General features: G+C 64.8%; 21 protein-coding genes and 1 other annotated feature. Of the genes, 10 read left to right on the forward strand and 11 right to left on the reverse strand.

The genetic code is table 11. From position 1 onward, the window contains the following. Positions 1-13 precede the first annotated feature (13 nt). Together AC1DIO_RS04100 and AC1DIO_RS04105 are read right to left on the reverse strand one after the other, a co-directional pair. Entirely contained in the window at positions 14-1018 is a 1005-nt protein-coding gene (locus AC1DIO_RS04100; protein WP_441488476.1) for an ABC transporter substrate-binding protein, read from the reverse strand. A 136-nt stretch (positions 1019-1154) separates the two neighbouring features. After that, positions 1155-2066: a LysR family transcriptional regulator gene (locus AC1DIO_RS04105; RefSeq protein ID WP_441488477.1), complete on the reverse strand. Its 912-nt coding sequence runs from the start codon at positions 2064-2066 to the stop codon at positions 1155-1157. Between the two features lie 116 nt (positions 2067-2182). On the opposite strand from AC1DIO_RS04105, the gene AC1DIO_RS04110 reads away from it, so the two are divergent. The 6 genes from AC1DIO_RS04110 (at position 2183) to arsH (ending at position 6738) form a co-directional block, all read left to right on the forward strand. Next, entirely contained in the window at positions 2183-3124 is a 942-nt protein-coding gene (locus tag AC1DIO_RS04110) for an N-carbamoyl-D-amino-acid hydrolase (RefSeq protein WP_441488478.1), read from the forward strand. A 286-nt stretch (positions 3125-3410) separates the two neighbouring features. Next, on the forward strand, positions 3411-3860 hold the full coding sequence (locus tag AC1DIO_RS04115; protein ID WP_441504568.1) for a helix-turn-helix domain-containing protein: 450 nt from the start codon (positions 3411-3413) through the stop codon (positions 3858-3860). 185 nt (positions 3861-4045) lie between these two features. Next, positions 4046-4417, forward strand: coding sequence for an ArsR/SmtB family transcription factor (locus AC1DIO_RS04120; RefSeq protein ID WP_441504569.1), 372 nt, complete (start codon positions 4046-4048; stop codon positions 4415-4417). Beyond that, a complete protein-coding gene (gene arsC / locus AC1DIO_RS04125) occupies positions 4395-4859 on the forward strand; it encodes an arsenate reductase (glutaredoxin) (protein WP_441504570.1) in 465 nt (154 codons plus the stop codon). Before AC1DIO_RS04120 ends, arsC begins: the two co-directional genes overlap by 23 nt. Positions 4860-4990: 131 nt before the next feature. Further along, positions 4991-6043, forward strand: coding sequence for an ACR3 family arsenite efflux transporter (gene arsB, locus AC1DIO_RS04130; protein WP_476853147.1), 1053 nt, complete (start codon positions 4991-4993; stop codon positions 6041-6043). Beyond that, positions 6040-6738 carry an arsenical resistance protein ArsH gene (gene arsH / locus AC1DIO_RS04135; protein WP_441504572.1) on the forward strand — a complete coding sequence of 233 codons (699 nt, stop codon included), beginning with the start codon at positions 6040-6042 and terminating at the stop codon, positions 6736-6738. Before arsB ends, arsH begins: the two co-directional genes overlap by 4 nt. A 101-nt stretch (positions 6739-6839) precedes the next feature. Here the strand turns inward: arsH and AC1DIO_RS04140 are convergent, their stop codons facing one another. From AC1DIO_RS04140 to AC1DIO_RS04150, 3 genes are all read right to left on the reverse strand, one after another. Continuing rightward, on the reverse strand, positions 6840-8315 hold the full coding sequence (locus AC1DIO_RS04140; RefSeq protein WP_441504573.1) for a SulP family inorganic anion transporter: 1476 nt from the start codon (positions 8313-8315) through the stop codon (positions 6840-6842). 105 nt (positions 8316-8420) lie between these two features. After that, positions 8421-8476, reverse strand: a sequence feature (sul1 is cis-regulatory element that is thought to sense ions involved in sulfur or methionine metabolism; They are found in Alphaproteobacteria). 100 nt (positions 8477-8576) lie between these two features. Next, complete coding sequence (locus tag AC1DIO_RS04145) at positions 8577-9902, reverse strand: O-antigen ligase family protein (protein WP_476853148.1); 1326 nt, start codon at positions 9900-9902, stop codon at positions 8577-8579. Between the two features lie 278 nt (positions 9903-10180). Then, positions 10181-11302 (reverse strand): 2OG-Fe(II) oxygenase, encoded by a 1122-nt coding sequence (locus tag AC1DIO_RS04150; RefSeq protein ID WP_441504575.1) that lies wholly within the window; start codon positions 11300-11302, stop codon positions 10181-10183. 211 nt (positions 11303-11513) lie between these two features. On the opposite strand from AC1DIO_RS04150, the gene AC1DIO_RS04155 reads away from it, so the two are divergent. Further along, positions 11514-12854: a hemolysin family protein gene (locus tag AC1DIO_RS04155; protein WP_441504576.1), complete on the forward strand. Its 1341-nt coding sequence runs from the start codon at positions 11514-11516 to the stop codon at positions 12852-12854. Positions 12855-13059: 205 nt separating this feature from the next. On the opposite strand, the gene metG is transcribed toward AC1DIO_RS04155, so the two are convergent. Next, positions 13060-14742, reverse strand: a complete 1683-nt coding sequence (gene metG, locus AC1DIO_RS04160; protein WP_441504577.1) for a methionine--tRNA ligase — start codon at positions 14740-14742, stop codon at positions 13060-13062. A 350-nt stretch (positions 14743-15092) separates the two neighbouring features. Here metG and AC1DIO_RS04165 point away from each other — a divergent pair, with 350 nt between their 5' ends. Next, the gene (locus tag AC1DIO_RS04165; RefSeq protein ID WP_441504578.1) at positions 15093-15623 is read left to right on the forward strand and encodes a hypothetical protein; all 531 of its coding nucleotides are present in this window, start codon (positions 15093-15095) and stop codon (positions 15621-15623) included. A 175-nt stretch (positions 15624-15798) separates the two neighbouring features. Here AC1DIO_RS04165 and AC1DIO_RS04170 read toward each other — a convergent pair whose 3' ends face one another. The 4 genes from AC1DIO_RS04170 to AC1DIO_RS04185 are packed head-to-tail and all read right to left on the reverse strand — an operon-like array spanning position 15799 to position 19090. Then, on the reverse strand, positions 15799-16554 hold the full coding sequence (locus AC1DIO_RS04170) for a transporter substrate-binding domain-containing protein (protein WP_441504579.1): 756 nt from the start codon (positions 16552-16554) through the stop codon (positions 15799-15801). A 38-nt stretch (positions 16555-16592) separates the two neighbouring features. After that, the gene (gene hpaI / locus AC1DIO_RS04175) at positions 16593-17357 is read right to left on the reverse strand and encodes a 4-hydroxy-2-oxoheptanedioate aldolase (protein WP_441504580.1); all 765 of its coding nucleotides are present in this window, start codon (positions 17355-17357) and stop codon (positions 16593-16595) included. 19 nt (positions 17358-17376) lie between these two features. Next, positions 17377-18159, reverse strand: a complete 783-nt coding sequence (hpaH, locus tag AC1DIO_RS04180) for a 2-oxo-hept-4-ene-1,7-dioate hydratase (RefSeq protein ID WP_441504581.1) — start codon at positions 18157-18159, stop codon at positions 17377-17379. A 37-nt stretch (positions 18160-18196) separates the two neighbouring features. After that, entirely contained in the window at positions 18197-19090 is an 894-nt protein-coding gene (locus AC1DIO_RS04185; protein ID WP_476768300.1) for a dioxygenase family protein, read from the reverse strand. Positions 19091-19369: 279 nt separating this feature from the next. On the opposite strand from AC1DIO_RS04185, the gene AC1DIO_RS04190 reads away from it, so the two are divergent. Beyond that, positions 19370-20095 carry a GntR family transcriptional regulator gene (locus tag AC1DIO_RS04190; RefSeq protein ID WP_441488494.1) on the forward strand — a complete coding sequence of 242 codons (726 nt, stop codon included), beginning with the start codon at positions 19370-19372 and terminating at the stop codon, positions 20093-20095. Positions 20096-20111: 16 nt separating this feature from the next. Then, the gene (locus AC1DIO_RS04195; RefSeq protein WP_441504583.1) at positions 20112-21011 is read left to right on the forward strand and encodes a sugar phosphate isomerase/epimerase family protein; all 900 of its coding nucleotides are present in this window, start codon (positions 20112-20114) and stop codon (positions 21009-21011) included. A gap of 28 nt (positions 21012-21039) precedes the next feature. Here AC1DIO_RS04195 and AC1DIO_RS04200 read toward each other — a convergent pair whose 3' ends face one another. Beyond that, positions 21040-21966 (reverse strand): Gfo/Idh/MocA family protein, encoded by a 927-nt coding sequence (locus tag AC1DIO_RS04200; RefSeq protein ID WP_441504584.1) that lies wholly within the window; start codon positions 21964-21966, stop codon positions 21040-21042. Positions 21967-21971: the final 5 nt, after the last annotated feature.

Here is a 21971-nt window from a genome sequence, read left to right on the forward strand (position 1 = left end):
CTGTCCGCTCTCGTCACTTCTTCGGCGGCAGGAAGGACATGTCGACCGCGGTCGCCGGATCGAGCTTGGGGTCGAGATTCTGCGACTGGGCAACGACCTCATAGGTCTTGTTCAGGCGCTCGGTGGTGATGCCGCCGACCCCGGCCTCCTTGGCGTGATCGGTGAAGATGAAGCCCAGCGTCGCCTTCAGGCTGCCGAGGCAATCATCGAGATCGACCTGCGGGATCGCCTTCACATGCGCCTCGCAGGTGGCCTGCGGATTGTCGCGCGCCGCCTCCCAGGATTCCGTGGTCGCCTTCATGAAGCTCTTCAGCATCTCCGGGCGGTTCTTCGCGCTCGCCTCGGTGGTGTGGAAGGCAAGCGAGTAGATCGCGAAACCCGCCTCGACGAAGGGCAGGAAGGCGAGCTCCTTGCCAGCGCGCTGGGCCTGCTTGTTCTGATAGTAGAAATTGGTCGAGTAGGACGGGATGGCGTCGACCTTGCCGCTGATCAGCAGCGGACCCATGGCCGAGCCGTCGACGGTCACCCACTCGATCTTGTTGGGATCGGTCTTTGCCGCCGCGGCGACCGCCGGGAAGTAGAGCCGGTGGCTGTTGCCCGGCGTGATGCCGATCTTCTTGCCTTCGAGCCCGGTGAAGGTGGTGATCCCGGAATCCTTGCGCACGAAGAGCGAGTGCGGGGAATGGGCGTAGACCGCGCCGATCATCTTCAGCGGCACGGAGCTGCGCTGGCGCGCGGTGAACAGGGCGGAAATATCGGCCATGCCGATATCGGCCGCGCCGCCGGCCACCTTGCTCAGCGTGTCGCCGGAGCCGTTGCCCTTGCTGATCCGCAGCTCGATGCCATTGCGCTGATAGATGCCCGACGCGATGCCGGCATAATAAGGCGCGTAATCGCCGGTCGGAATCCAGTCGAGCATGAGATGCACGTTCTCGGCCGCACGAGCGGCAGACGGTACGGACAACGCGACGGCCGCGCTGAAGATGGCTGTGAGAGTGCTCGACGTGAATTTCGACATTGTGGTCGCCCTTCCTGGTTMCCCTATGGACAGAAACAGTGGGGACGCCGATCAGATCAAATACCAATTTCGCTGCGATACATAATATATGGTTATGCTGCAGCGCACATCGTGCGGCGGCTGCATCCGCCCCCGCTCAATCCGGCATGGCGGGGTCGGTCGCGAGCGGCAGCAGCTCCATCAGCCCCTGCACGAAACTGCGGGCGATGCGCGACAGCGGCTCGACCCGCGAGGAGAGCAGATGCGGCCGCGTCGTCGTCTTCGGCACCAGAGGGCGGGAGCGGATATTCGGCCAGGCGTTGTCGACCAGCACGAAGTCGTCGACGATCGCGATGCCGCCGCCGGCCTGAACCAGCGAGCAGGCATTCGGCGTGAAGCGCACCTGCGCGTTGAAGCGGATGGGCTTTGGCGTGGCGCCAAGAGCGCGATTGACGACCATGCCATAGGGCGTCTGCGAGCCATACCCGATCATCGGATAGGGCACGAGATCGGCCGGCTTCAGCACGCGCTTGCTGCCGAGCGGATGGCCTTCGGGGAAGATCACGCGCAGGCGTCCCTCGGCGATCTGCGTGGCTTTTACGCTCGGATCCTCGACGGCCATGGAGGTGACGGCGAGATCGGCGCGATGGCTGGCGATGCGCGCGATCAGCTCGGCCAACGTGAGGATCTCGAAATCGACGCGCACATCGGGATGCGACTGGCGGAAGCGGCCGATCGCCTTCGGCACCAGCATGTGGCCGACGCTGGGGCTTGCCAGCAGTCGGATCGACCCCGCGCTGCCGCGGCGCAGCTCCTCCGCCATGTCGTTGACCCGGGTCACGCCCTGATGGACGAGCTCAGCCTCGGCGAAGAGCTGCCGCGCCTCGGGCGTCGGCTGGACGCGGCCCTTGACGCGCTCGAACAGCGTCAGGCCGAGCCGATCCTCCGTATAGGACAGGAGCCGGCTGATCGCCGGCTGGGAGACCGAGAGCAGGCGCGCCGCGCCGCTGATCGAGCCTGTCACCATGACCGCGCGGAACATCTCGATCTGCCGAAGATTCATCGCCATGGCACATAACMTCCCCTTATAGTTCAGTAGAGAAATGGTATATACTTGTTTTGGTGGCGCCCGGCTAGATTGCGGCCAGTTTGAACTGGCCTTCACAGCCCAAGGAGTCTCTTTCGATGTCCCGCCTTCTTACCGTTGCAGCGGCTCAGCTCGGTCCCATCCACCGCGCCGATGATCGCGCATCGGTCGTGCGCCGGATGATCGCGCTGATGCAGCAGGCAAAGGCCCGCGGCGCCGATTTCGTCATCTATCCGGAACTCGCCCTGACGACCTTCTTCCCGCGCTGGTATTGCGAGGACCGTGTCGAGGCCGACCAGTGGTTCGAAACCGCGATGCCCGGCCCCGACACGCAGCCGCTCTTCGACACGGCGCGCGCGCTCGGCATCGCCATGAGCTTCGGTTATGCCGAGCTGACGCCGGAGGGACGGCATTTCAACAGCTCGATCCTGGTCGACAGGACCGGCCAGATCATCGGCAAGTACCGCAAGGTGCATTTGCCCGGCCATGCCGAACGCGACCCGACCCGGGCGCACCAGCATCTCGAGAAGCGCTATTTCGAGCCCGGCGACCGCGGCTTCCCGGTCTGGCGCTTCGAGAACGGGCTGGTCGGCATGGCGATCTGCAACGACCGGCGCTGGCCCGAGACCTATCGCGTCATGGGGCTGCAGGGCGTCGAGATGGTCGTGCTCGGTTATAACACGCCGACCACCAACGGCCATTCCAAGACCGAGACGCTGGCCGACCGCCTGTTCCATCACCGCCTGTCGGTGCAGGCCGGCGCCTATCACAACTCGACCTGGGTCGTGGCGGTCGCCAAGGCCGGCGTCGAGGACGGCTTCCCGCTCTTCGGCGGCACGCTGATCGCCGATCCCAGCGGCAAGATCGTCGGCGAACTCGACCATGACGAGGACGGGCTCTTGATCCATGCCTGCGATCTCGATGCCACGCGCTTCGGCAAGGAGACGATGTTCAACTTCGCCGCTCATCGGCGCGTCGAACATTATGACCTGATCACCTCACGAATCGGCGTCGGCGCGCCACTCGGCACCACCGACTAAGGCATCGGCAGGACAAGTGGATCGCGGCTTTCGGGAAAGCCGATGCGAACACGGAACGGTCAGATGATCGGACCCGGTACGATATCCGGTCCGATCACCCAGGCATGCTCCGCCCGGGCGATCCGCATCGGGAAACCGGCGCGCGCCGGCCGCGCAAGAGCGCCTCGCCTTCTTCGCATCATTTGGTGCGACGTTGGTCGGCTGACTTTGTCGGCCAGAGCGGACAAGAACGGCTTGAAGGGCCTATAGTCCCTTTTCGATAGTCTGAAAGTCAGGGGCGGCACAGGTGAAGGAACCAGACCGGGTCGATGAGTATGTCGGCATTCGCCTGCGAAGAATGCGCCGCCTGACGGGCTACAGCCAGACGAAGCTTGCCGAGTTGCTGGGGATCACGTTTCAGCAAATCCAGAAATACGAGAAGGGTGTGAACCGGATCAGTGCGAGCCGGCTCCAGCATATCGCCAATATCTTTCAGGTCCCCGTTTCCCATTTTTTCGATGGGGCGCCGGCGATCTCGACTCCAGCCGCAGATTCAGTGCCGGACGCCCCCTCCCCGGAGGTCGCTGACCTGCTCGCCACCCGCGACGGCATCCGTCTGGCCAAAGCCTTCGCTTCGATAAGGAACTTCAAGACACGCCGCCGGATTGTCGCCCTCACCGAAGCGATGGGCGACGCCGAGGAAGCGTCTGAAGCCGAGCCGGGTCGCGCCACGGCTGCAGGGTCCGGCTGCGACTGAACCGTTTTGTCGCGGCGCAGCTGAGGCAGCGGAAGAGGCGAGCCCCTGGCGTTCGGCGACCGTTGCGACGTCGGCCCCACCTCCTTGCGCATGGCGCGCGTTCGGCACGGCCGGAAACACAGAGGGCGACATTCAAGGAAACGGAGGCCCTTGCCAACATCTATAATATCCATTAACTTGGATATATGGATAATTTACAAACCATTCTCGCCATGGCTGCACTGGCACAGCCCACGCGCCTCGACACCTTCAAGCTTCTGGTGAACCGCGAGCCCGAAGGCGTTCCCGCCGGCGAGCTCGCGCGGCTGCTGGATGTTCCGCAGAACACGATGTCGGCTCATCTCGCCATCCTGTCGCGCGCACGACTGATCGCGGGCGAGCGGCAGAGCCGCTCGATCATCTATCGCGCCGATCTCGACGGTTTCCGCGCGGTGATCGCCTTCCTGCTGAAGGATTGCTGCGGCGGGCGGGCAGACCTGTGCCAACCGCTCATCGACGAACTCGTTCCCTGCTGCCCACCGAAGGTCCCCGCCGATGGACGTCATCATCTACCATAATCCCGACTGCGGAACCTCGCGGAACACGCTTGCCCTGATCAGGAACGCCGGCGTCGAACCTCACGTCATCGACTACCTGAAGATGCCACCGTCCCGGGCGATGATCGTGGACCTGGTCGCGCGGATGGGTCTCACGCTCCGGCAGGTCCTGCGCGAGAAGGGGACGCCATTCGCCGAACTCGGCCTTGCAGATCCGTCGCTGGGCGACGACGCCTTGCTCGACGCAATCGAGAAGCACCCGATCCTGCTCAATCGACCGATCGTGGTGACACCGAACGGCGTGAGGCTGTGCCGCCCCTCGGAAGAGGTGATTGACCTGCTGCCGCCGCAGCGCGGTCCGTTCGTCAAGGAGGACGGCGAGCGCATCGTCGATGAGGCCGGCCGCCGCATCGCGAGCGGTGAGATCATCGGCCGAGATATCGCATCCGGCCCGATGATCTAACTCTCTGTGTTCGCATCGGCTTTGCCCCGAAAACCGCAATCCACTTTTCGGGCCGATGCTTTCTGTGTTCGCATCGGCTTTGCCCCGAAAACCGCAATCCACTTTTCGGGCCGATGCCTTGGGAAAATCGCATGTCCACGTTCGAACGCTACCTGACGCTGTGGGTGGCTCTGTGCATTCTTGCCGGCGTCGCGCTCKGCCAGCTGTTCCCGAGCGCCTTTCAAACGATCGGCAGCGCCGAGATCGCGAGGGTCAACCTGCCGATGGCAGTCCTGATCTGGCTGATGGTCATCCCGATGCTGCTGAAGATCGACTTCGCCGCCTTGCGCCAGGTCGGCCAGCACTGGCGTGGGATCGGCGTCACACTCTTCGTGAACTGGGCCGTGAAGCCGTTTTCGATGGCCCTGTTGGGCTGGTTCTTCATCGGCTGGCTGTTTCGCCCTCACCTGCCCGCCGACCAGGTCGATTCCTATATCGCCGGTCTGATCATCCTGGCGGCGGCGCCTTGCACGGCAATGGTCTTCGTCTGGTCCAACCTGATCAAGGGAGAACCGCATTTCACCTTGAGCCAGGTCGCGTTGAACGACGCGATCATGATCGTCGCCTTCGCCCCGATCGTCGGCCTGTTGCTTGGCCTGTCCGCCATCACCGTTCCCTGGGGCACGCTGACATTGTCGGTCGCGCTCTACATCCTGGTTCCCGTCATTATCGCGCAGCTCATCCGCAGGAGCCTGCTCGCCTCCGGCGGTGACGAAGCGCTGCATCGCCTTCTCGCCGCCCTATCGCCTGTGTCGCTGGTGGCCCTGCTTGCGACCCTGGTAATGCTGTTCGGGTTCCAGGGCGCGCAGATCCTGGCCCAGCCGTCTATCATCGCGATCCTGGCCATCCCGATCCTGATCCAGGTCTATTTCAATGCGGGACTGGCCTATCTCCTCAACCGTGCGGCCGGCGAAAAACACTGCGTCGCTGGTCCCTCGGCCCTGATCGGAGCCTCGAACTTCTTCGAGCTCGCGGTTGCAGCCGCCATCAGCCTGTTCGGTTTCAACTCCGGCGCCGCCCTCGCAACGGTGGTCGGCGTGCTGATCGAAGTGCCGGTCATGCTGTCGGTCGTCTGGATCGTGAACCGTTCCAGGGGCTGGTACGAGCGGGGAAGCCCGCGCAATCCTGCAAAGGCAACGTCATGACCGATCTTCCGAATGTCGACCTCGACCGTCTGGTCGCTCCCGATCTCACCCAGCTCGAGCCCGCCCGGCGCGCCACGCATCCACCGCGCATCCTTCTGCTCTACGGCTCACTTCGGACGCGCTCCTACAGCCGGCTGCTGACACTCGAAGCAGAGCGTATCCTCAAGCATCTCGGCGCCGAAACGCGGGTATTCGACCCTGCCGGCCTGCCAATGGCCGACAGCGTCCTGCCGGACCACCCGAAGGTTCAGGAGTTGCGGGATCTGGCGCTATGGTCGGAGGGGCAGGTCTGGTGCAGCCCGGAGCGTCACGGCACGATCACCGGCGTATTCAAGAACCAGATCGACTGGATACCGCTGGAGCTTGGCTCGATGCGCCCGACCCAGGGCCGAACGCTGGCGGTGATGCAGGTCTCGGGTGGCTCGCAGTCGTTCAACGCCGTCAACACATTGCGCGTGCTGGGGCGCTGGATGCGAATGGTGACCATCCCGAACCAGTCCTCCGTCGCAAAGGCCTTTCAGGAGTTCGACGAGGTGGGCCGCATGAAGCCCTCCGCCTATTACGACCGCGTCGTCGACGTGATGGAGGAACTCGTCCGCTTCACGCTGCTGACGCGCGACCGCTCCGCCTATCTCACCACGCGCTACAGCGAGAGGAAGATTGCTGCCGAGGCGGTTCCGGTCAGCGCTATCTAAGTCAACACGGCGCGCGCGGGAGCAAAGCGAAACCAGTCAGGCCCACGCGACGGGCGCAGAACCAGGCTGCGACTGACATCGCCGCGGCCGGCGCCCCCGTTTCAATGGCCCGATGCGAGCGCTCCGTCTGCCTTGTCGTGGACGGCGAGGCGCTCGATCATCGCCGCGGTCGCCTGGTTGACGCCGATCGTCTCGATGGCGATGCCCCGGTTCCGGAACTTGAGCACCACGCGGTCCAGCGCGTTGATCGCGGTGATGTCCCAGAAATGGGCTGCGCCAAGATCGATCACGACCTGCTTCACCTCCTCCTCGCGGAAATCGAAGGCCGCATGGAAGGCTTCGGCGGTCGCGAAGAAGATCTGCCCGGTGACGCGGTAGACGCGCGTGTCACCCTCGCGCTCGGATCTAACCGCGAAGAAGCGCGTGACCTTGTGGGCGAAGAACAGCCCGCTGAGGATGACGCCGAACAGCACGCCCTTCGCCAGATCATGCGTTGCGACCACCACCGCGACCGTGCCCAGCATCACGACGCTGGAGCTCTTCGGGTGGATCAGCAAGGTCTGCAACGAGCGCCACTGGAAGGTGTTGATCGAGACCATGATCATGACGGCGACCAGCGCCGCCATCGGGATCCGGGCGACAGAGGGGCCGAGCACGACGATCAGGAACAGCAGGAAGCTGCCCGCCCACAGGCTCGAGAGGCGGCCGCGGCCGCCCGACGAGACATTGATCACGGATTGGCCGATCATCGCGCAGCCGGCCATGCCACCGAAGAACCCGGCGACGATGTTGGCTGCGCCCTGGCCGGCGCATTCCCGGTTCTTGTCCGACGTGGTGTCGGTCATCTCGTCGAGAATCGCCGCGGTCATCAGGCTTTCCAGGAGTCCAACCATGGCCAGCGTCAACGCATAGGGCGTGATGATCCTGAGCGTCTCGAGGGAGAACGGCACCTGCGGGATAGCGAAGGCGGGCAATTCGCCGGGCAGCGCGCCCATGTCGCCGACCGTGCGGATATCGAGGCCGAAAGACAGCGACACCGCGGTGAGCAGGACGATGGCGACCAGCGGCGACGGCACCGCCTTGGTAAGCCGTGGCAGCAGATAGATGATGGCGAGCCCGGCGGCGGTCATGGCGTAGACGACGGGTCCGCGTCCGAGCAGTTCCGGCATCTGCGCCATGAAGATCAGGATCGCGAGCGCGTTGACGAAACCGGTGACGACGGAGCGCGAGACGAACCGCATCAGGTTGCCGAGCCTGAGGATGCCGGCCACGATCTGAAAGATGCCCGTCAGGACCGTCGCGGCGAACAGGTAGCCAAGCCCGTGTTCCCTGACGAGCGTGATCATGACGAGCGCCATGGCGCCGGTGGCGGCCGAAATCATCGCCGGCCGCCCGCCCGCGATGGCGGTGACGACGGCGATGCAGAAGGAGGCGTAGAGCCCGACCTTGGGATCGACCCCGGCGATGATCGAGAATGCGATCGCCTCAGGGATCAGGGCCAGCGCGACGACCGTGCCGGCCAGGATTTCGCGCGTGACGTTGGGCGCCCATTCGCTGCGCAGATGAGAGATTGCCATGGGGAGAGTGAAGCCTTCATGGCCCCGCCGCGAGCAACAGGCAGGCGAGGCGCGCACATACGGACAGCTCCGGACCGGGCCGGGGCGTTCATCGTTCCGTCGTTGCGTTGTCCGGCGGATCGGCGGCCGGAAGAGCCACCCGGGATTTCACCGGGTCCTGACTAGTGAACCCAGCTCTGTCGCAGTTTTCGCTGCGGCGCAACCCAGTTGGCGCCGACCATGCGCGTGACGGCGCGGGCACTGAAATGCGGAAGGCCGCCCTCAGACCCGCCTGGTCGCCATGCGGGCGGCAAATTCGAGGCCGGACACGGCCAGGGCAAACAGCATCCAGAGCGGGTCGGCGCGATTGAGGAAGAACGATTCCAGCATGCCGACATAGGTCATGAAGATGACGATCATCAGGAAGAGGTCGGCCAGGTTCCGACTCGCCGCGACCCGGTCGGCGCGGAGATAGTTCCTGAGAGGCAGGATCATCAGGCACCAGGCCATCACGATCGCGCCCGGAATTCCGAACATCACCATCGCATCGAGATAGCTGTTATGGGCGGACCCGATGCCGCGAACGTCCCAGCTMGCCTCGAAATTCTCCTCCAGCGTCGAGACCACGGGCGTCTKCCAGAAGCCGAAATAGCCATAGCCGAACCAGGGCTTCTCGCCGATATGGACGCTGGCAAAGCGCCAGATCTCGTCGCGGCCGGTGAAGGTGGGGTCTGAGATCAGGGCAGACGAGATCCTGAGCAATGTCGGCGACAACACGGTGCCGACCGTGAGCGCGGCGACCAGCAGCACCAGCACGGCATGGGTCAACAGCATCAGGCGAGGCCCGGCCATGGCGCGGCCGAGCAGAACGAGGCCGACCGCCACCGGCAGGAAGCCCATCGTCGTCTTCGAACCGCTGTTCAGCACGAAGATCGCACCGAGACCGATGATCAGCAGGCCGCGCAGTTTGAACCCCATGCGCCAGCAATAGATGCCGAACATGATGAGGATCGAGAACACCGGCGCAGCGAAGTTCTTGTGCGAGAGATGGCCGCGCCAGTCGCCGGCATGGCCGCCCTCGACGCCCTCAGAGCCATGGATCGCCAGATGCGGGGCAAGCAGGATGACGGCATAGACCAGCAGGAGCACGGCGAGCGTGGCATTGGCCGCAGCGCTGGCGAAGTCCCGCTCCGTCCTGGGCAGGAGCAGGACACCGACCACGACGACCATGGCGAACGCGGTCAGCAGCAATCCGCGCAACGCGGCTTCCGGGTCCGGTGCGCGCGTGGTGGACAAGGCGGCAACCAGCAGGACGATGATCCACGTGCTGTTGCGCAGCTGTGCGAGAGCTGCCCGCTCGCTCAGCCGCAGCATCGCCCCGAGATAGACGATGGCGAGGCTGACATAGCCGATCTGGTTGACGACATTGCCGGTCGAGGCCCCGGTCTCCGTGCTGTCGGGCACACCGGCAAAGGGCTGCAAGGTCAGGATCATGATGAACAGGCCAAAGCCGCTGAGCAGCGCGGCAACGAGCCGTGCATCGTCGGCCGGGACGCCTGACGCGGAGGCGGCCGCGCTGGTTCCTGTCTCTGCGATGCCGACCGTCATGCTGTCCCTGACACACTCGCCCCGTTCTGCAGGCCGCGCGTTAATGCAGCCGCGCGATCACGCATCATATGCCATGCAACCTTAAGAGCCTGTAGCCGCAGACAGATAGGCCGCCGGCCAGGGCTGCGGCCTGGCCTGATGGCCGGCCGAATTCACCGGTCGTGGCGGGGCGCTGCGCCTGGGATCATAGGACCCGATATCGTATCGGGTCTATGGTCTGCGACTTCCGTGATTGCATCGGCTTTCCCAACCGCAATCTACGCTTTCGGGCCGATGCCTTAGCTCGTCCCGGCGAGATAACTGCCTCCGGCCTCCATGAACACCTGATTGTCCTCCCGCAGCCTGGCTGCAGCATCGTCATAGAGGAATGGCAGGAAGGCGAAGCGCTTGCCCCGCGTCACCTGCGAGACGGCATGAAGCAGCGAGCAGGAGAAGACGACGGCGCCGCCGGGCGGCGGCTTGAAGCTGCGCGCGCCATATTCGGGAAAGCTGACCTCGCCGCCCTCGAAATCGGCGTTCAGGTTGATGGAGACGGCAAAGCGGCGATGCGCCGTGCCCTTGGTCGTGTTGTCCCGATGCGCGCCGAAATGCCCGCCGGTCTGCGCATCGTAACAGCCCACGAGATAGCGCTCCATGCGGGTCACCGTGAACTGGTGGACCTTCCTGATCTCGGGAACGATGCGCTTGCCGATCTTGCCCTGAATGACCCCGATCAGCTCCGTGTCGCCGATGAGGACGTCGGAGCGGCGCTTGTGGGCATGGTCGGAGATCAGGACGGTCTTCCCGTCCTTCTCGCGCATGAAGCCGGATTCATTGCCGCCTTCGGCCTCGTGCAGGGCGATCAGCTGCCGGCAGAAATCCGGCTCGAAGACATTGGGCAATACCAGGACGGGCGCATGCACCTGGAAGCCCGGGAACGCGTCGACCGGTGGAAGCGCGGCGAGGAACGCCGCAACCTCATGGCGCTCGCCGCCCTCGCGGGTGAGGGGAAAGACCGCCATGACGCGCAGCGTCGGATCGAGCACATACCAGGCGCGACGCAGGGGCGTATCCGTGCCTGGCTCGGCCTCGATGGGCGCGACGCCAAACTCCTTGCTGATCAGCAGATCGAAATCCCAGAAATAGCGGATGCCGGGCATGCGCTGCCTGACGCGCTGCTTGAGCTCGTCATCGGGGTCGTTGCTGACGCCGAAGAAGGCGATCTTGTCGTCGTCGAAGAGGTCGCGCTGCTCGGACAGGATCTTGAGCGCGGATACCGTGCTTGCGCGCGCGGCGGAACCGAAGAAGCACAGGACAATATAGCGCCCGGCTGCGCTGGAGAATTTATAGGCCGGGTTGCTTGTGGAACGCTGCTCGAACCACGGCGCAGGATCGCCGACGCCCATCGACCTGTATTTCACGGCCAATTCCCCAGATGTTATCGGATGAGAATGGCATATCGCCCACTATTGGCAAGGATGACAGGCGCTTCACCTTCGCTTCGATGAGCGATCGACGAGCTTTGATCTCCGCGCAAGCGACTAGACCCCGCATACAGCGCGCGCCCCGCTATGCTATGGCTGGTTCCACCATCAACAACGCATGGCTGCTTCTGCAGCCGGAACGGAGTCCATGTCCAGTACCGATGGCAGCATGTTCGACCTGGTCGGAGTGCTTGCCGTATTGCTTCTCGTTGCCGCAAACGGCTTCTTCGTTGCGGCCGAGTTTTCGCTGGTCGCGGTGCGCCGAAGCCGCGTTTCCGAGCTTGTCACCGCGGGGCGCATGAATGCCGCCGCCCTCAAGCGCGCCGTCGACAATCTCGACGCCAACCTCGCCGCGACGCAGCTTGGCATCACCATCTCCTCGCTGGCGCTCGGCTGGATCGGAGAGCCCGCTCTGGCTCACCTGATCGAGCCGCTCCTGAACGGCCTGCCCGGCTCACTGGCGACGGCCAGCTCCCATGCGATCGCGGTCGCGATCTCCTTCGTCATCATCACGGCCCTGCACATCGTTCTCGGCGAACTCGCTCCCAAGAGCCTTGCCCTTCAGCGCAGCGAAGAAACGGCGCTCTGGATCGTGCGGCCACTCGGTCTCTTCCTGTTCCTGCTGCGGCCGGCGATCATCTCGCTGAATGGCCTCGGCAATCTCGTGCTGCGCCTGTGCGGCCTGCGGCCGGGAACGGGAGAGGAATCCCTGCATTCGCCGGAAGAATTGAAACTCCTCGTCCAGGCAAGCCAGGAGGCCGGAATCCTCCAGCCGGCGCAGCAGGAGTTGGTCGAGCGCGTGCTCAGCATCGGCGACCGGCGCATCGCCGACATCATGACACCGCGCCGGGACGTCGCCTGGATCGACGCCGACGACACTCATGACGAGATGCTGCGGACCATACGCGAATGTCGCCATGAGCAGTTGCTGGTCGGGCGCGGTGGCATCGACGAGCCCCTGGGCATGATCCTGAAGCGGGACCTTCTCGACCAGGTCCTGGACGGCAAGGCGCTCGATCCCATGGCCGTGATCTGCGACCCCGTCATCGTGCACGAGACGACGCCGATCTTCCGCGTGCTCGAGCGCTTCAAGAAGGCTCCGGTCCGCCTGGCAATCGTCATCGACGAATATGGCGGCCTCGACGGCATCGTCACCCAGACCGATCTCCTCGAAGCCATTGCCGGCGACCTGCCCGATGTCGAGGGCGAGGAACCCGATATCGTGGAACGCGACGATGGTTCGCTGCTGATCGACGGCATGATGCCGGCGCATGATGCCTTCAATCGGCTTGGCTTCCGACTGCGCTCGGCGGAAGGGGATTTCCACACGATCGCCGGTTTCGCCCTGGCCCGGCTCGAGCACCTCCCCGAGATCGGCGAGCATTTCGACTATGCAGGCTGGCGGTTCGAAATCGTCGACATGGACGGCAGGCGGATCGACAAGCTCCTGGCGCAGCGCATCACAGGGGAGGTTTCCGCCCACGGGTGAAGCGCCGCGCCGGCAGAGAGCGCCCTTCGCCCGTCGGCTCTGGGGCCGTCAGCCTCTGGCATGATCTCGCCCGCCTCGTCGCGATGGGGCGGGCAAGATCAACACGCGGCGCAGGCTCATCAACGGACCGGCGGAGAGGCTCGCAGCCAGTTCGCGGCCATGCCGTACTCGCAGCCCCGCCGATCGGGCGCCCTCCTCGACGAGGTCAGCGGCCAGCGAACCGTGCCCGGTTCTGCGCGACCCAGTCCTGCGAGAGCTTGACGAAGAGAGGCGGCAGCGACGCGAGCGGCCGTCCGCCATGGTGGTCGGCCAGGATATCGCCGGCATCGGGCCAAGTCGTGGGTTGGTCGGCACGCCCCAGCGCAGCGAGGACGCGGCTGGCGCTTTCGGGAATGAACGGCCAGGCGATGTCGGCGGCGGTCGCAAGGAGGTTCACGCTCGTTCTGATCACCACGGCGCTCCGCTCCGGATCGGCGGCGCGGGCCGACCAGGGCGCCTCCCGCGCGAGATAGCCGTTGGCGAGCCGCCAGATCGCGCGGACCTGTTCGGCCGCCTTGCGCAGCGCACGCCGGTCATGATGCGTGCGAAGCGCATGCAGATGTCCCGCAAGTTCATCCGACAGAGCCAGCTCGGCGGAGCCGGGAGCGCCGTTCGCCGGGACGATCCCCTGATGGTGGGCCGTGACGAGTTTCAGCACGCGATTGACGAGATTGCCGAACGTGTCGGCCAGGTCGGAATTCACGTCGGCCGCGAAGCGCGCGAAACTGAAGTCGGTGTCATGGTTCTCAGGCGCGTTCGCGGCCAGCCACCAGCGCCAGTAGTCGGCCGGCAGCAACGCCAGCGCCTGGTCGAGGAACACGCCCCTGCGCTGGCTGGTCGAGAACTTACCGCCTTCATAGGTGAGCCAGTTGACGCCCTTGATCACATCGACGCTCTTCCAGGGCTCGCCGGAACCCAGCAGCGTGCAGGGGAAGCTGACGGCGTGGAAGGGCACATTGTCCTTGCCGAGGAACTGGATGGCGTCGACATCTCCGACCTTCCACCACCAGCGCCGCCAGTCGCGCCGTTCCGGGTCGAGATCGGCCCATTCCTGCGTGGCGGCGATATAGGCGATGGGCGCATCGAACCAGACATAGAAGACCTTGCCCTCGAAGCCGGGTTTCGGCACCGGGACGCCCCAGGACAGATCCCGTGTGATGCACCTGTCCTGAATGCCTTCGCTGAGCCATTTGCGCGCGATCGAGGTGACGAGCGGCGGCCATCCGGACCGGCTTGCGATCCACGCCTCCAGCTCGCCGACCAGGGCCGACTGGCGCAGGAACAGGTGCCGGCTCGGCCTGACCTCGAGATCAGTGCTGCCCGAGAGGGCCGAGCGCGGAGCGACCAGGTCGACGGGATCGAGCGGACGGGTGCAGCTTTCGCATTGGTCGCCCCGCGCGGCTTCGAAACGGCAATGCGGGCAGGTGCCGATGATGTAGCGGTCCGGGAGGAAGCGCCTGTCCGCGGGCGAATAGACCTGTTCGAGCACCCGCTCCTCGATGAAGCCGTTCTGCTCCAGGCACTGGAAGAAATGCTGGGTCAGCGCGTGGTTGCGCGGCGAGGACGAGCGGCCGAAATGATCGAAGGACAGGCCGAGCTGACGATAGATCCCGGCCTGGATCTCATGCTGCGCATGGCAATAGGCTGCGACGTCGGTCCTGGCTTCGGCCGCCGCCAGTTCCGCCGGGGTTCCATGTTCGTCGGTCGCGCAGATGAAGAGAACCTGGTCGCCGATCTGTCGTCGGTAACGGGCGTGGATGTCGGCCGGGAGCAGCGAGCCTGCCAGATTGCCGAGATGCTTGATGCCGTTGATATAGGGAAGTGCGCTGGTGATGAGTGCGTTCGCCATGATGCCCTCCTGGGGTCATTCCACGGGTGACGCGCCGAGACCTGATGAAACAAAAAAGCCCTCCGCAGAACCGGAGGGCTTGGGTCCGACGCTCACTCGCGCGGCGATACGCACGCGCTCATCCCCTCCGGCCAATCTCCTGCTGGTCGGGCCTGCGCATTCGCGTGGCGTGGGCGGGAAGGAACATCTGTAAATCCGCGTCTGATCTGCCTGACGGGTGCCAGCAATCGGCGGGGAAATCAAGGCCGCGGTCAGGCCTGAGGCCGCATAGCGCCATGCCGATGAGGGGATTGGGTAGGGAGCCGAATGGCCAATGTGCGGTTTCCCCGAACCGCCATAGCATGGCCGCCATGAACCTGATCTTTCTTCACGGGGCACCGGCAAGCGGCAAGTTGACGGTCGCCAAGGCCTTGCTTGCGGCGATGCCGGCGCGACTGCTGGACAATCATGCCGCCATCGACGCCGCGCGAACCATTTTCGACTTTGGCGCTCCCGGCTTCTGGGAGCTGGTAGACACGGTTCGCGGATCCATCTTGCGGGCCGCGATCGAGAACGACATTTCCTGTCTGATCGTCACCCTCTGCTATTCCGAGCTGGAGGACCGTCCGTTCTTCGATCAGCTGGAAGACGATGTGGTCCGCAATGGCGGTTCTGTCTTTCCCGTGTTCCTGCATTGCTCGGAACGAGAGGCCGCACAGCGTGTCGGCAATGCCGACAGGGTCCAGCGACGCAAGACGAGTTCCGTCAAGGGCCGCTCCGAATTCCTGTCGCGCTACACCATAGCCCCGGTTCCACGGGAGAACTGCCTCGCGATCGATACGGAGATCACTGCGCCGGATCGCGCGGCCGAACAGATCATGCAGCACTTCGCCTTGCGCTAAAGCATCGGCCCGAAAAGTGGATTGCGGTTTTCGGAATGGCCGATGCAATCACAGATGGTCAGGTCATCGAACCGGATACGATATCCGGTGCGATGATCCAGCGAGCGGTAGCGTGTCCGGCACCGCGCGCACGGATGCGAGGGGCTCAGCCGTCCCGGAGCGCTCCCGTCGCGGATCAGCCCTGGTCCCGGGCGACCGTGAGACCCTCGACCCCATGCTTGTCGATCAACCCCGAAACCAAGCCGGACGAAATCGCGGTCGCCACGAAGCGCTTGATATAGTCGATCGCTGCGGCGTTCCTGGTCGGTGTTCCCACGGCTTGCTGCACGGCCATGTAGCGGCCTGGCAGGATCCGGGTTCCGGGGATCGCCTTCTGGTCCGTCACCAATCTGGGGCGCAGGCCCGCAAGGGCATCGAGTTTGCCCTCGAGGAAGACTGACGCTGCATCAGCGATGGTCTTGGTCCGGACCAGCGTCGCATGCGCGATGTTGCGGTCGAGCCAGAGCCCGTAGGCCGTCCGATCGGTGACGGCGATGCGCCGGCCCGACGCGTCCACGTCATCGATCCGTTCCAGCGACGAACCGTCCGGAACAAGGTAGCTCGCCTCGATCTCGGTATAGGCGGGGGTGAAGCTGATGAACGCGGCGCGCTGCGGCTCAGCCCCGATCAGGGCGATGTCCCATTCGTCCCGCTCGGCGGCATCGGCAATCAGGCCTGGCGATTCATAGGTGACGTAGCGCAGCTCCACTCCCAGGAGATCGGCAAATGCACGCGCCATGTCAGGCGCCACTCCAACCGGCCCGCCATCGGGAGTCCTGTCGGAGACCAGCAGGAAGTTAGACAGATTGATCGCAGCCCGCAGAACCCCGCCCGGTGCGAGAAGCTCTGTCAGGTCCTCCGGGGGCGGGCCGACATGGTCCAGCAATCGCATCTTCGCCTCCGATCCCAGCACCGAATGCTGACCAGCCATCACGACCTGAACTGCCTTGCCAGGGCTTCCGTCGCCTTGACCAGCATGGCCGCATCGACGCCGACCGCCGTGAAGAGCGTGCCGAGCTCGATGCAGCGCGCCGCGAATGCAGTGTCGGGCGTCAGGATGCCTGCGGGCTTGCCGCAAGCGCGAATGCGACCGACCGCCTTCTCGATGAGTGCGGTCACCCTGGGATGTCCGGGCTCGCCGACATGGCCAAGGCTGGCTGCGAGATCGGCCGGGCCGATGAACACGCCATCGACGCCATCGACGGCCGCGATCGCCTCGAGATTGTCGAGCGCGTCCTGGGTTTCGATCTGGACCAGGAGGCAGAGCTCCTCCCCTGCCCGCTTGCCGTAGTTCGCGACCCGTCCGAACCGCGTTGCCCTCGTCACGCCGGAGACGCCGCGAATGCCGGCTGGCGGATAACGCATCGCCGCGACCGCCGCCTTCGCCTCCTCCGCATTCTGGACATAGGGGATCAGCAAGGTCTGGGCGCCGAAATCGAGGAACCGCTTGATCAGCACCGCATCGTTGCTCGCGGGGCGGACCACTGCCGAGACCGGATAGGGAGCCACGGCCTGCAACTGGGCCAGGACCGTCAGCGGATCGCCCGGCGAATGCTCGGTGTCGAACAGCAGCCAGTCGAAGCCGGAGCCGGCGACCGCCTCGGCCGCATAGGCGCCGGGCAGGCTGCACCAGAGGCCGAGCTGATGCCGGCCCTCGCTCAGGGCGCGCTTGAACGTGTTCGTCGGCAGTTCCATGGCAACCTCAGGTGCAACCTTAGTTGAAAGAGACGCCGATGGCGCCGAGCGGGCCGTAATCGACCTGTATGACGTCTCCGGCTGCGATGTCGACTGGCCGCGTGAAGGAGCCGGCGAGGACGATCTGCCCCCTCTTCAGCCCCGCGCCGACGACATGGAGCTTGTTGACCAGCCAGGCGATGCCGGCAGCCGGGTGGCCCATGATGGCAGCCGAAACCCCGGATTCCTCGATAATGCCGTTCTTCGACAGCGTCGCGCCGACCCAGCGGATGTCGACATCCATCGGACGGACCGGTCGGCCGCCGACCACGATCGCGCCGAAAGCGGCATTATCGGCAATCGTGTCGGTGATCGCGCGCGGAACGTCAGTACGGTAATCGATGATCTCGAGCGCCGGCACKACCATTTCGGTCGCGCGCATCACGTCATAGATGCGCTTTCCCGGTCCTTCGAGATCCTCGCCCATGATGAAGGCGAGTTCGACTTCAAGCCTCGGCTTGATGAAGAGGCTCGCCTTGATCTGGGCACCGTCGTTGAAGAGCGCATCGTCAAGGATGCAGCCATAGTCCGGCTCGCTGATCTTCGAGGCCATCTGCATGGCGCGCGAGGTCAGGCCGATCTTGTGGCCCACCATTCTCGCTCCGCCCGCGATCCGCGCATCTGCCCACAGGCCCTGGATGCGATAGGCGTCCTCGAGTTCGATCGCGGGATAGGTCCTGCTGAGCTGCGGGACCGGCTTCAGCGTGCGCTCTGCCTGGAGCAACGCATCGGCCGCCTGCTGGCGTTCGGTATCGGTCAGCATCGGAACACTCCTTGGCGGCGCGGGTCGCGCGAACGGGTCACTTGATCGGCGGGCGCGGCAGCACGGTCTCGCCGGGCTCCATGACGTAGGTGTAGTCGAGCGAATACCAGGGGACCGGCACCATGGCGTCGGATGGGTGGGGTTCGTCATGGCGGATGAAGTCGCCGACAAGAGCCCTGGTGACGCCGAATTGCACATCGGAATCGATATGCGGGTCGCGTGGGTCGTAGACCTGCGAGATCAGCACCTTGAAGCCGGGTTTGACGATCAGCGCATGCAGATGCGCCGGACGATAGGGATGGCGGTCCTGCACGGCGAGCAGCCGGCCGACCACGCCGTCGGTGGGGATGGGGTAGCCMACCATCTTCACCGTCGAGAACCAGAAGCGCCCTTCGCTGTCGGTGGTGAATTTGCCGCGCAGGTTCATCTCGGCCTGCTCGGGATCCTGGTTCTCGTAGAGCCCGACGGGGGACGCATGCCAGACATCGACCTCGGCTTCGACGATCGGTGCACCGCGCTGGTCCAGGACACGTGCGGTGACGAGCAGCGGATCGCCCGGCGTGTCGGAGCGGATGATCGTGCGGCCATTTTCGACATGAGGAGCATTCAAGCGCCAGAATGGTCCCAACAGCGACTGCGACGTTTCGGTATTGCCGCCATCGCCGTTGTTGAGCAGGCAGACGAGCGACGAGACACCCAGCGAGCCCGCCATGAGCACCATCTCGTTATGGCTATCGCTGGCCAGCTTGCCGATCTCGTTGAGGATCGCGGTTGCCTCGCGGAACTCCGCTTCGCTCAGCCGCACATCACGGACAAAGGCGTGGAGATGGCTGACCAGCGAGGTCAGGATCTCGCGCTGGCGCGGGTCTTTCGTGCGCTGCATCACGGCCAGCGCATCGCGGGTCACATCCTGGTGGCTCTCGATGATCATGGCGTCCTCCCTGCGATCTCCACTCCTGTAAAATCGATTATCTGTCAATCAAGAGCCGCATGAAGAACGCCATGCGCCGGCTCCGCACACGCTGAGCGAGGCCTTCCAGCGCAGTAATTCCCGAGAACCTTCTGAAATAAGCCCATCTGTGAGATAGTTGCACCACATCTGGAGAAGCAGCCCATCTACTCGCGGCGTATCGATCGCCGCCCGGTTGACGTAGATAATCGATTATCATACCACCTCGACTCTCGCGCCGACGGGTTCAAGGGAGGGACGATGAACATCGCTGTCGACGACCTGCCCCCCGCCGAGTTTTCGTCGAAAGGCACTCCAGCGACGGCAAAGAACACCAAGGCGTCGCTTCTGGTGAATCGCCTCCGCGAGGCGATCCTGTCCGGGGAACTGGCGCCCGGCACCAAGATCAATCTCGATACCGTCCGTCGGCAGCTCGACGTCTCGCTCAGTCCCCTTCGCGAAGCGCTTGCCCGCCTGATTGCGGTGGGGCTTGTCGAACTGCACGACAACCGCGGATACACTGTCGCGCCGGTCTCGCTGTCCAACCTTGCCGAGATCACGAAACTGCGCGTCGAGTTCGAGAGCCTGGCGCTCTCCTCAGCCATCGCGAAAGGCGACCTGGCCTGGGAAAGCGACGTGATGCGCGCCCTTCACCGTCTCAACCGGATAGAGCGGATCGCCAGTGAGCCGGCAACACTGGAAGCCTGGGAGCACGCGCATCGCGACTTCCACATGATGCTCCTCGCCGGTTGCGGGATGCCGCTGCTGCTGAACGCCTGCGTCATGCTGCACAACCTGAACGACCGTTATCGACGGATCTTCCTGGTGGCCCAAGGCGGGGACCGCAACGTCGCCGCCGAGCATAGCGAGATCGCCCAGGGCGCGGTCGCCCGCGACGCCGACTATGCCTGCGCCAAGCTGCGCGAGCATATCCAGCGCACCGGGTCCAACCTCCACACCCGCCTTGCCGGCCAGTTGCAGCCCTGAAGCGATGGAGCGTCCCGTGTCATCGCCATCAGGTCAGCCGCCTCTTGGAATCGCGCATTTCACGACGATCGATGTGCCGCCGCTCGACTTCGTCGCACTCGCGGCGAAAGTCGGTTTCTCCGCGGTAGGGCTTCGGCTGAATCCGGCCTTTCCTGGCGCGCCCTTCTACGAGATCCGCCCCGGCAGTGCTCAGATGCGGTCGATACGGTCCCTGCTGACCCAGACCGGCCTGCGCGTCTACGATATCGAATTCGTCGTCATCGACGCGAATTTCGCAGCGGACGCGCTGATCCCGATGCTGGAAAGCGCGGCGGAACTCGGTGCCAGGCGCCTGAGCGTCTGCGGCGACGATCCCGACCATAGACGGCTCGTCGCCAGCTTCGCCTCTCTGTGCGACGTCGCGGCACGCTTCGGCATGGGCGTCGACATCGAGAACATGCCATGGCGCCGTGTCGCCAGCATTCACGACGCCGCAGCGATCGTAGGGGAGGCCGACAAGGCAAATGGCGGGGTCCTGGTCGATGCCCTTCATCTTTCGCGAGGCGGCGGTCTTCCGATCGACCTGAGAACGATCCCGTCGCATTTCATCAGGAGCGCGCAGCTCTGCGACGCGGTGGCCGAACGCCCGACGACATTCGACGAGATCATCAGGGAGGCGCGCGCGGGACGCAGGCTTCCAGGCGAGGCCTCCCTGCCCTTGCAGGACCTCCTGGCGGAACTGCCGGCCGACGTGACGCTCTCTGTCGAGGTGCCCAATCAAGGGCTGCCGGCGGCAGAGCACGCGAAGGCGGTGTTCGAGGCGGCACGGCAGGTGATCGCTGCGCACGCACTCGCCACACCGACTTCGAGGACACCGCTTACGGAGGTGGCTACGGGGCGCTCTTCAGTGGCCCAAGCAGGACGGCGAGCGAACTGAGCACGATCAGATAGCGCCCCGGGGAATGTCAGCCCTCGAAGGGCTCGACGGTCAAACGCCGCCCCAGCATGAATGCGTCGCCGACCAGCGCCAGCGGCGCGAGGTCGACATCGCTGCGGCCTTCCGCGATCAGCGCTTCGAAGCGGCGATAAATCTCCGCATATTCCCGCTCCGGCTCGTCGACCAATATGCGGCCGTCATGGCTCAGCGTCCTGCCGCCCGAGGAGAGCATGATAAGGCCGGCCTCAGTCTCGACATGGATGTCCCAGCTCTGTTCGCCCTCCTGGCGGAAGTCGAATTCTGCGTGGATCGGCAGCCCCGAACCATCCGCGAGATCGAGCGCGGCGGCGATCGGCGCCTGGCGGTTTGCCGGGACGGATAGCGAGGCGCCGGTCACGAAGACCGGCTCGGGCAGAATGGTGGTCAGAATCGAGAGGGCGTTGATGCCGGGGTCGAAGACGCCGAGCCCGCCGGGCTCGAAGATCCAGTCCTGCCCGGGATGCCAGACGCGCACATCCTCCTTCCAGATGATCTCGACCGAGCGCGGCCGGTGCTGCGCGAGAAGGGCGCGCGCCGGCGCGACAGCGGGCGCAAAACGCGAATGCCAGGTGGTGAACAGCGTCCGGCCGCTCCGTTCCGCCTTTGCGACGAGAGGGCCGAGTTCGCTGACGCTGGCACCCGGCGGCTTTTCAAGCAGGACGTGCATTCCGGCTTCGAGCGCCTCTGCCGCCAGCGCATGCCGGCCTTGAGGCGGTGTGCAAAGGGCAACGGCATCGAGATCGATATCCGAGGCCAGCATCGCGCTGAGCGAGGTGAAGACGGGCAAGCCAGGCAGCGTGCCTTCCCGGCTCGCCGCCGCGACCAGCTCGAAACCGGGCGTGGCCGCAATCGCGCCGAGATGCTGGCTGTGCGCGATCTTGCCGAGCCCGACGAGTCCGAGGCGGATCCTCGACATCCCGC

It is taken from the genome of Allobosea sp. 05T439 (genome assembly GCF_056396005.1).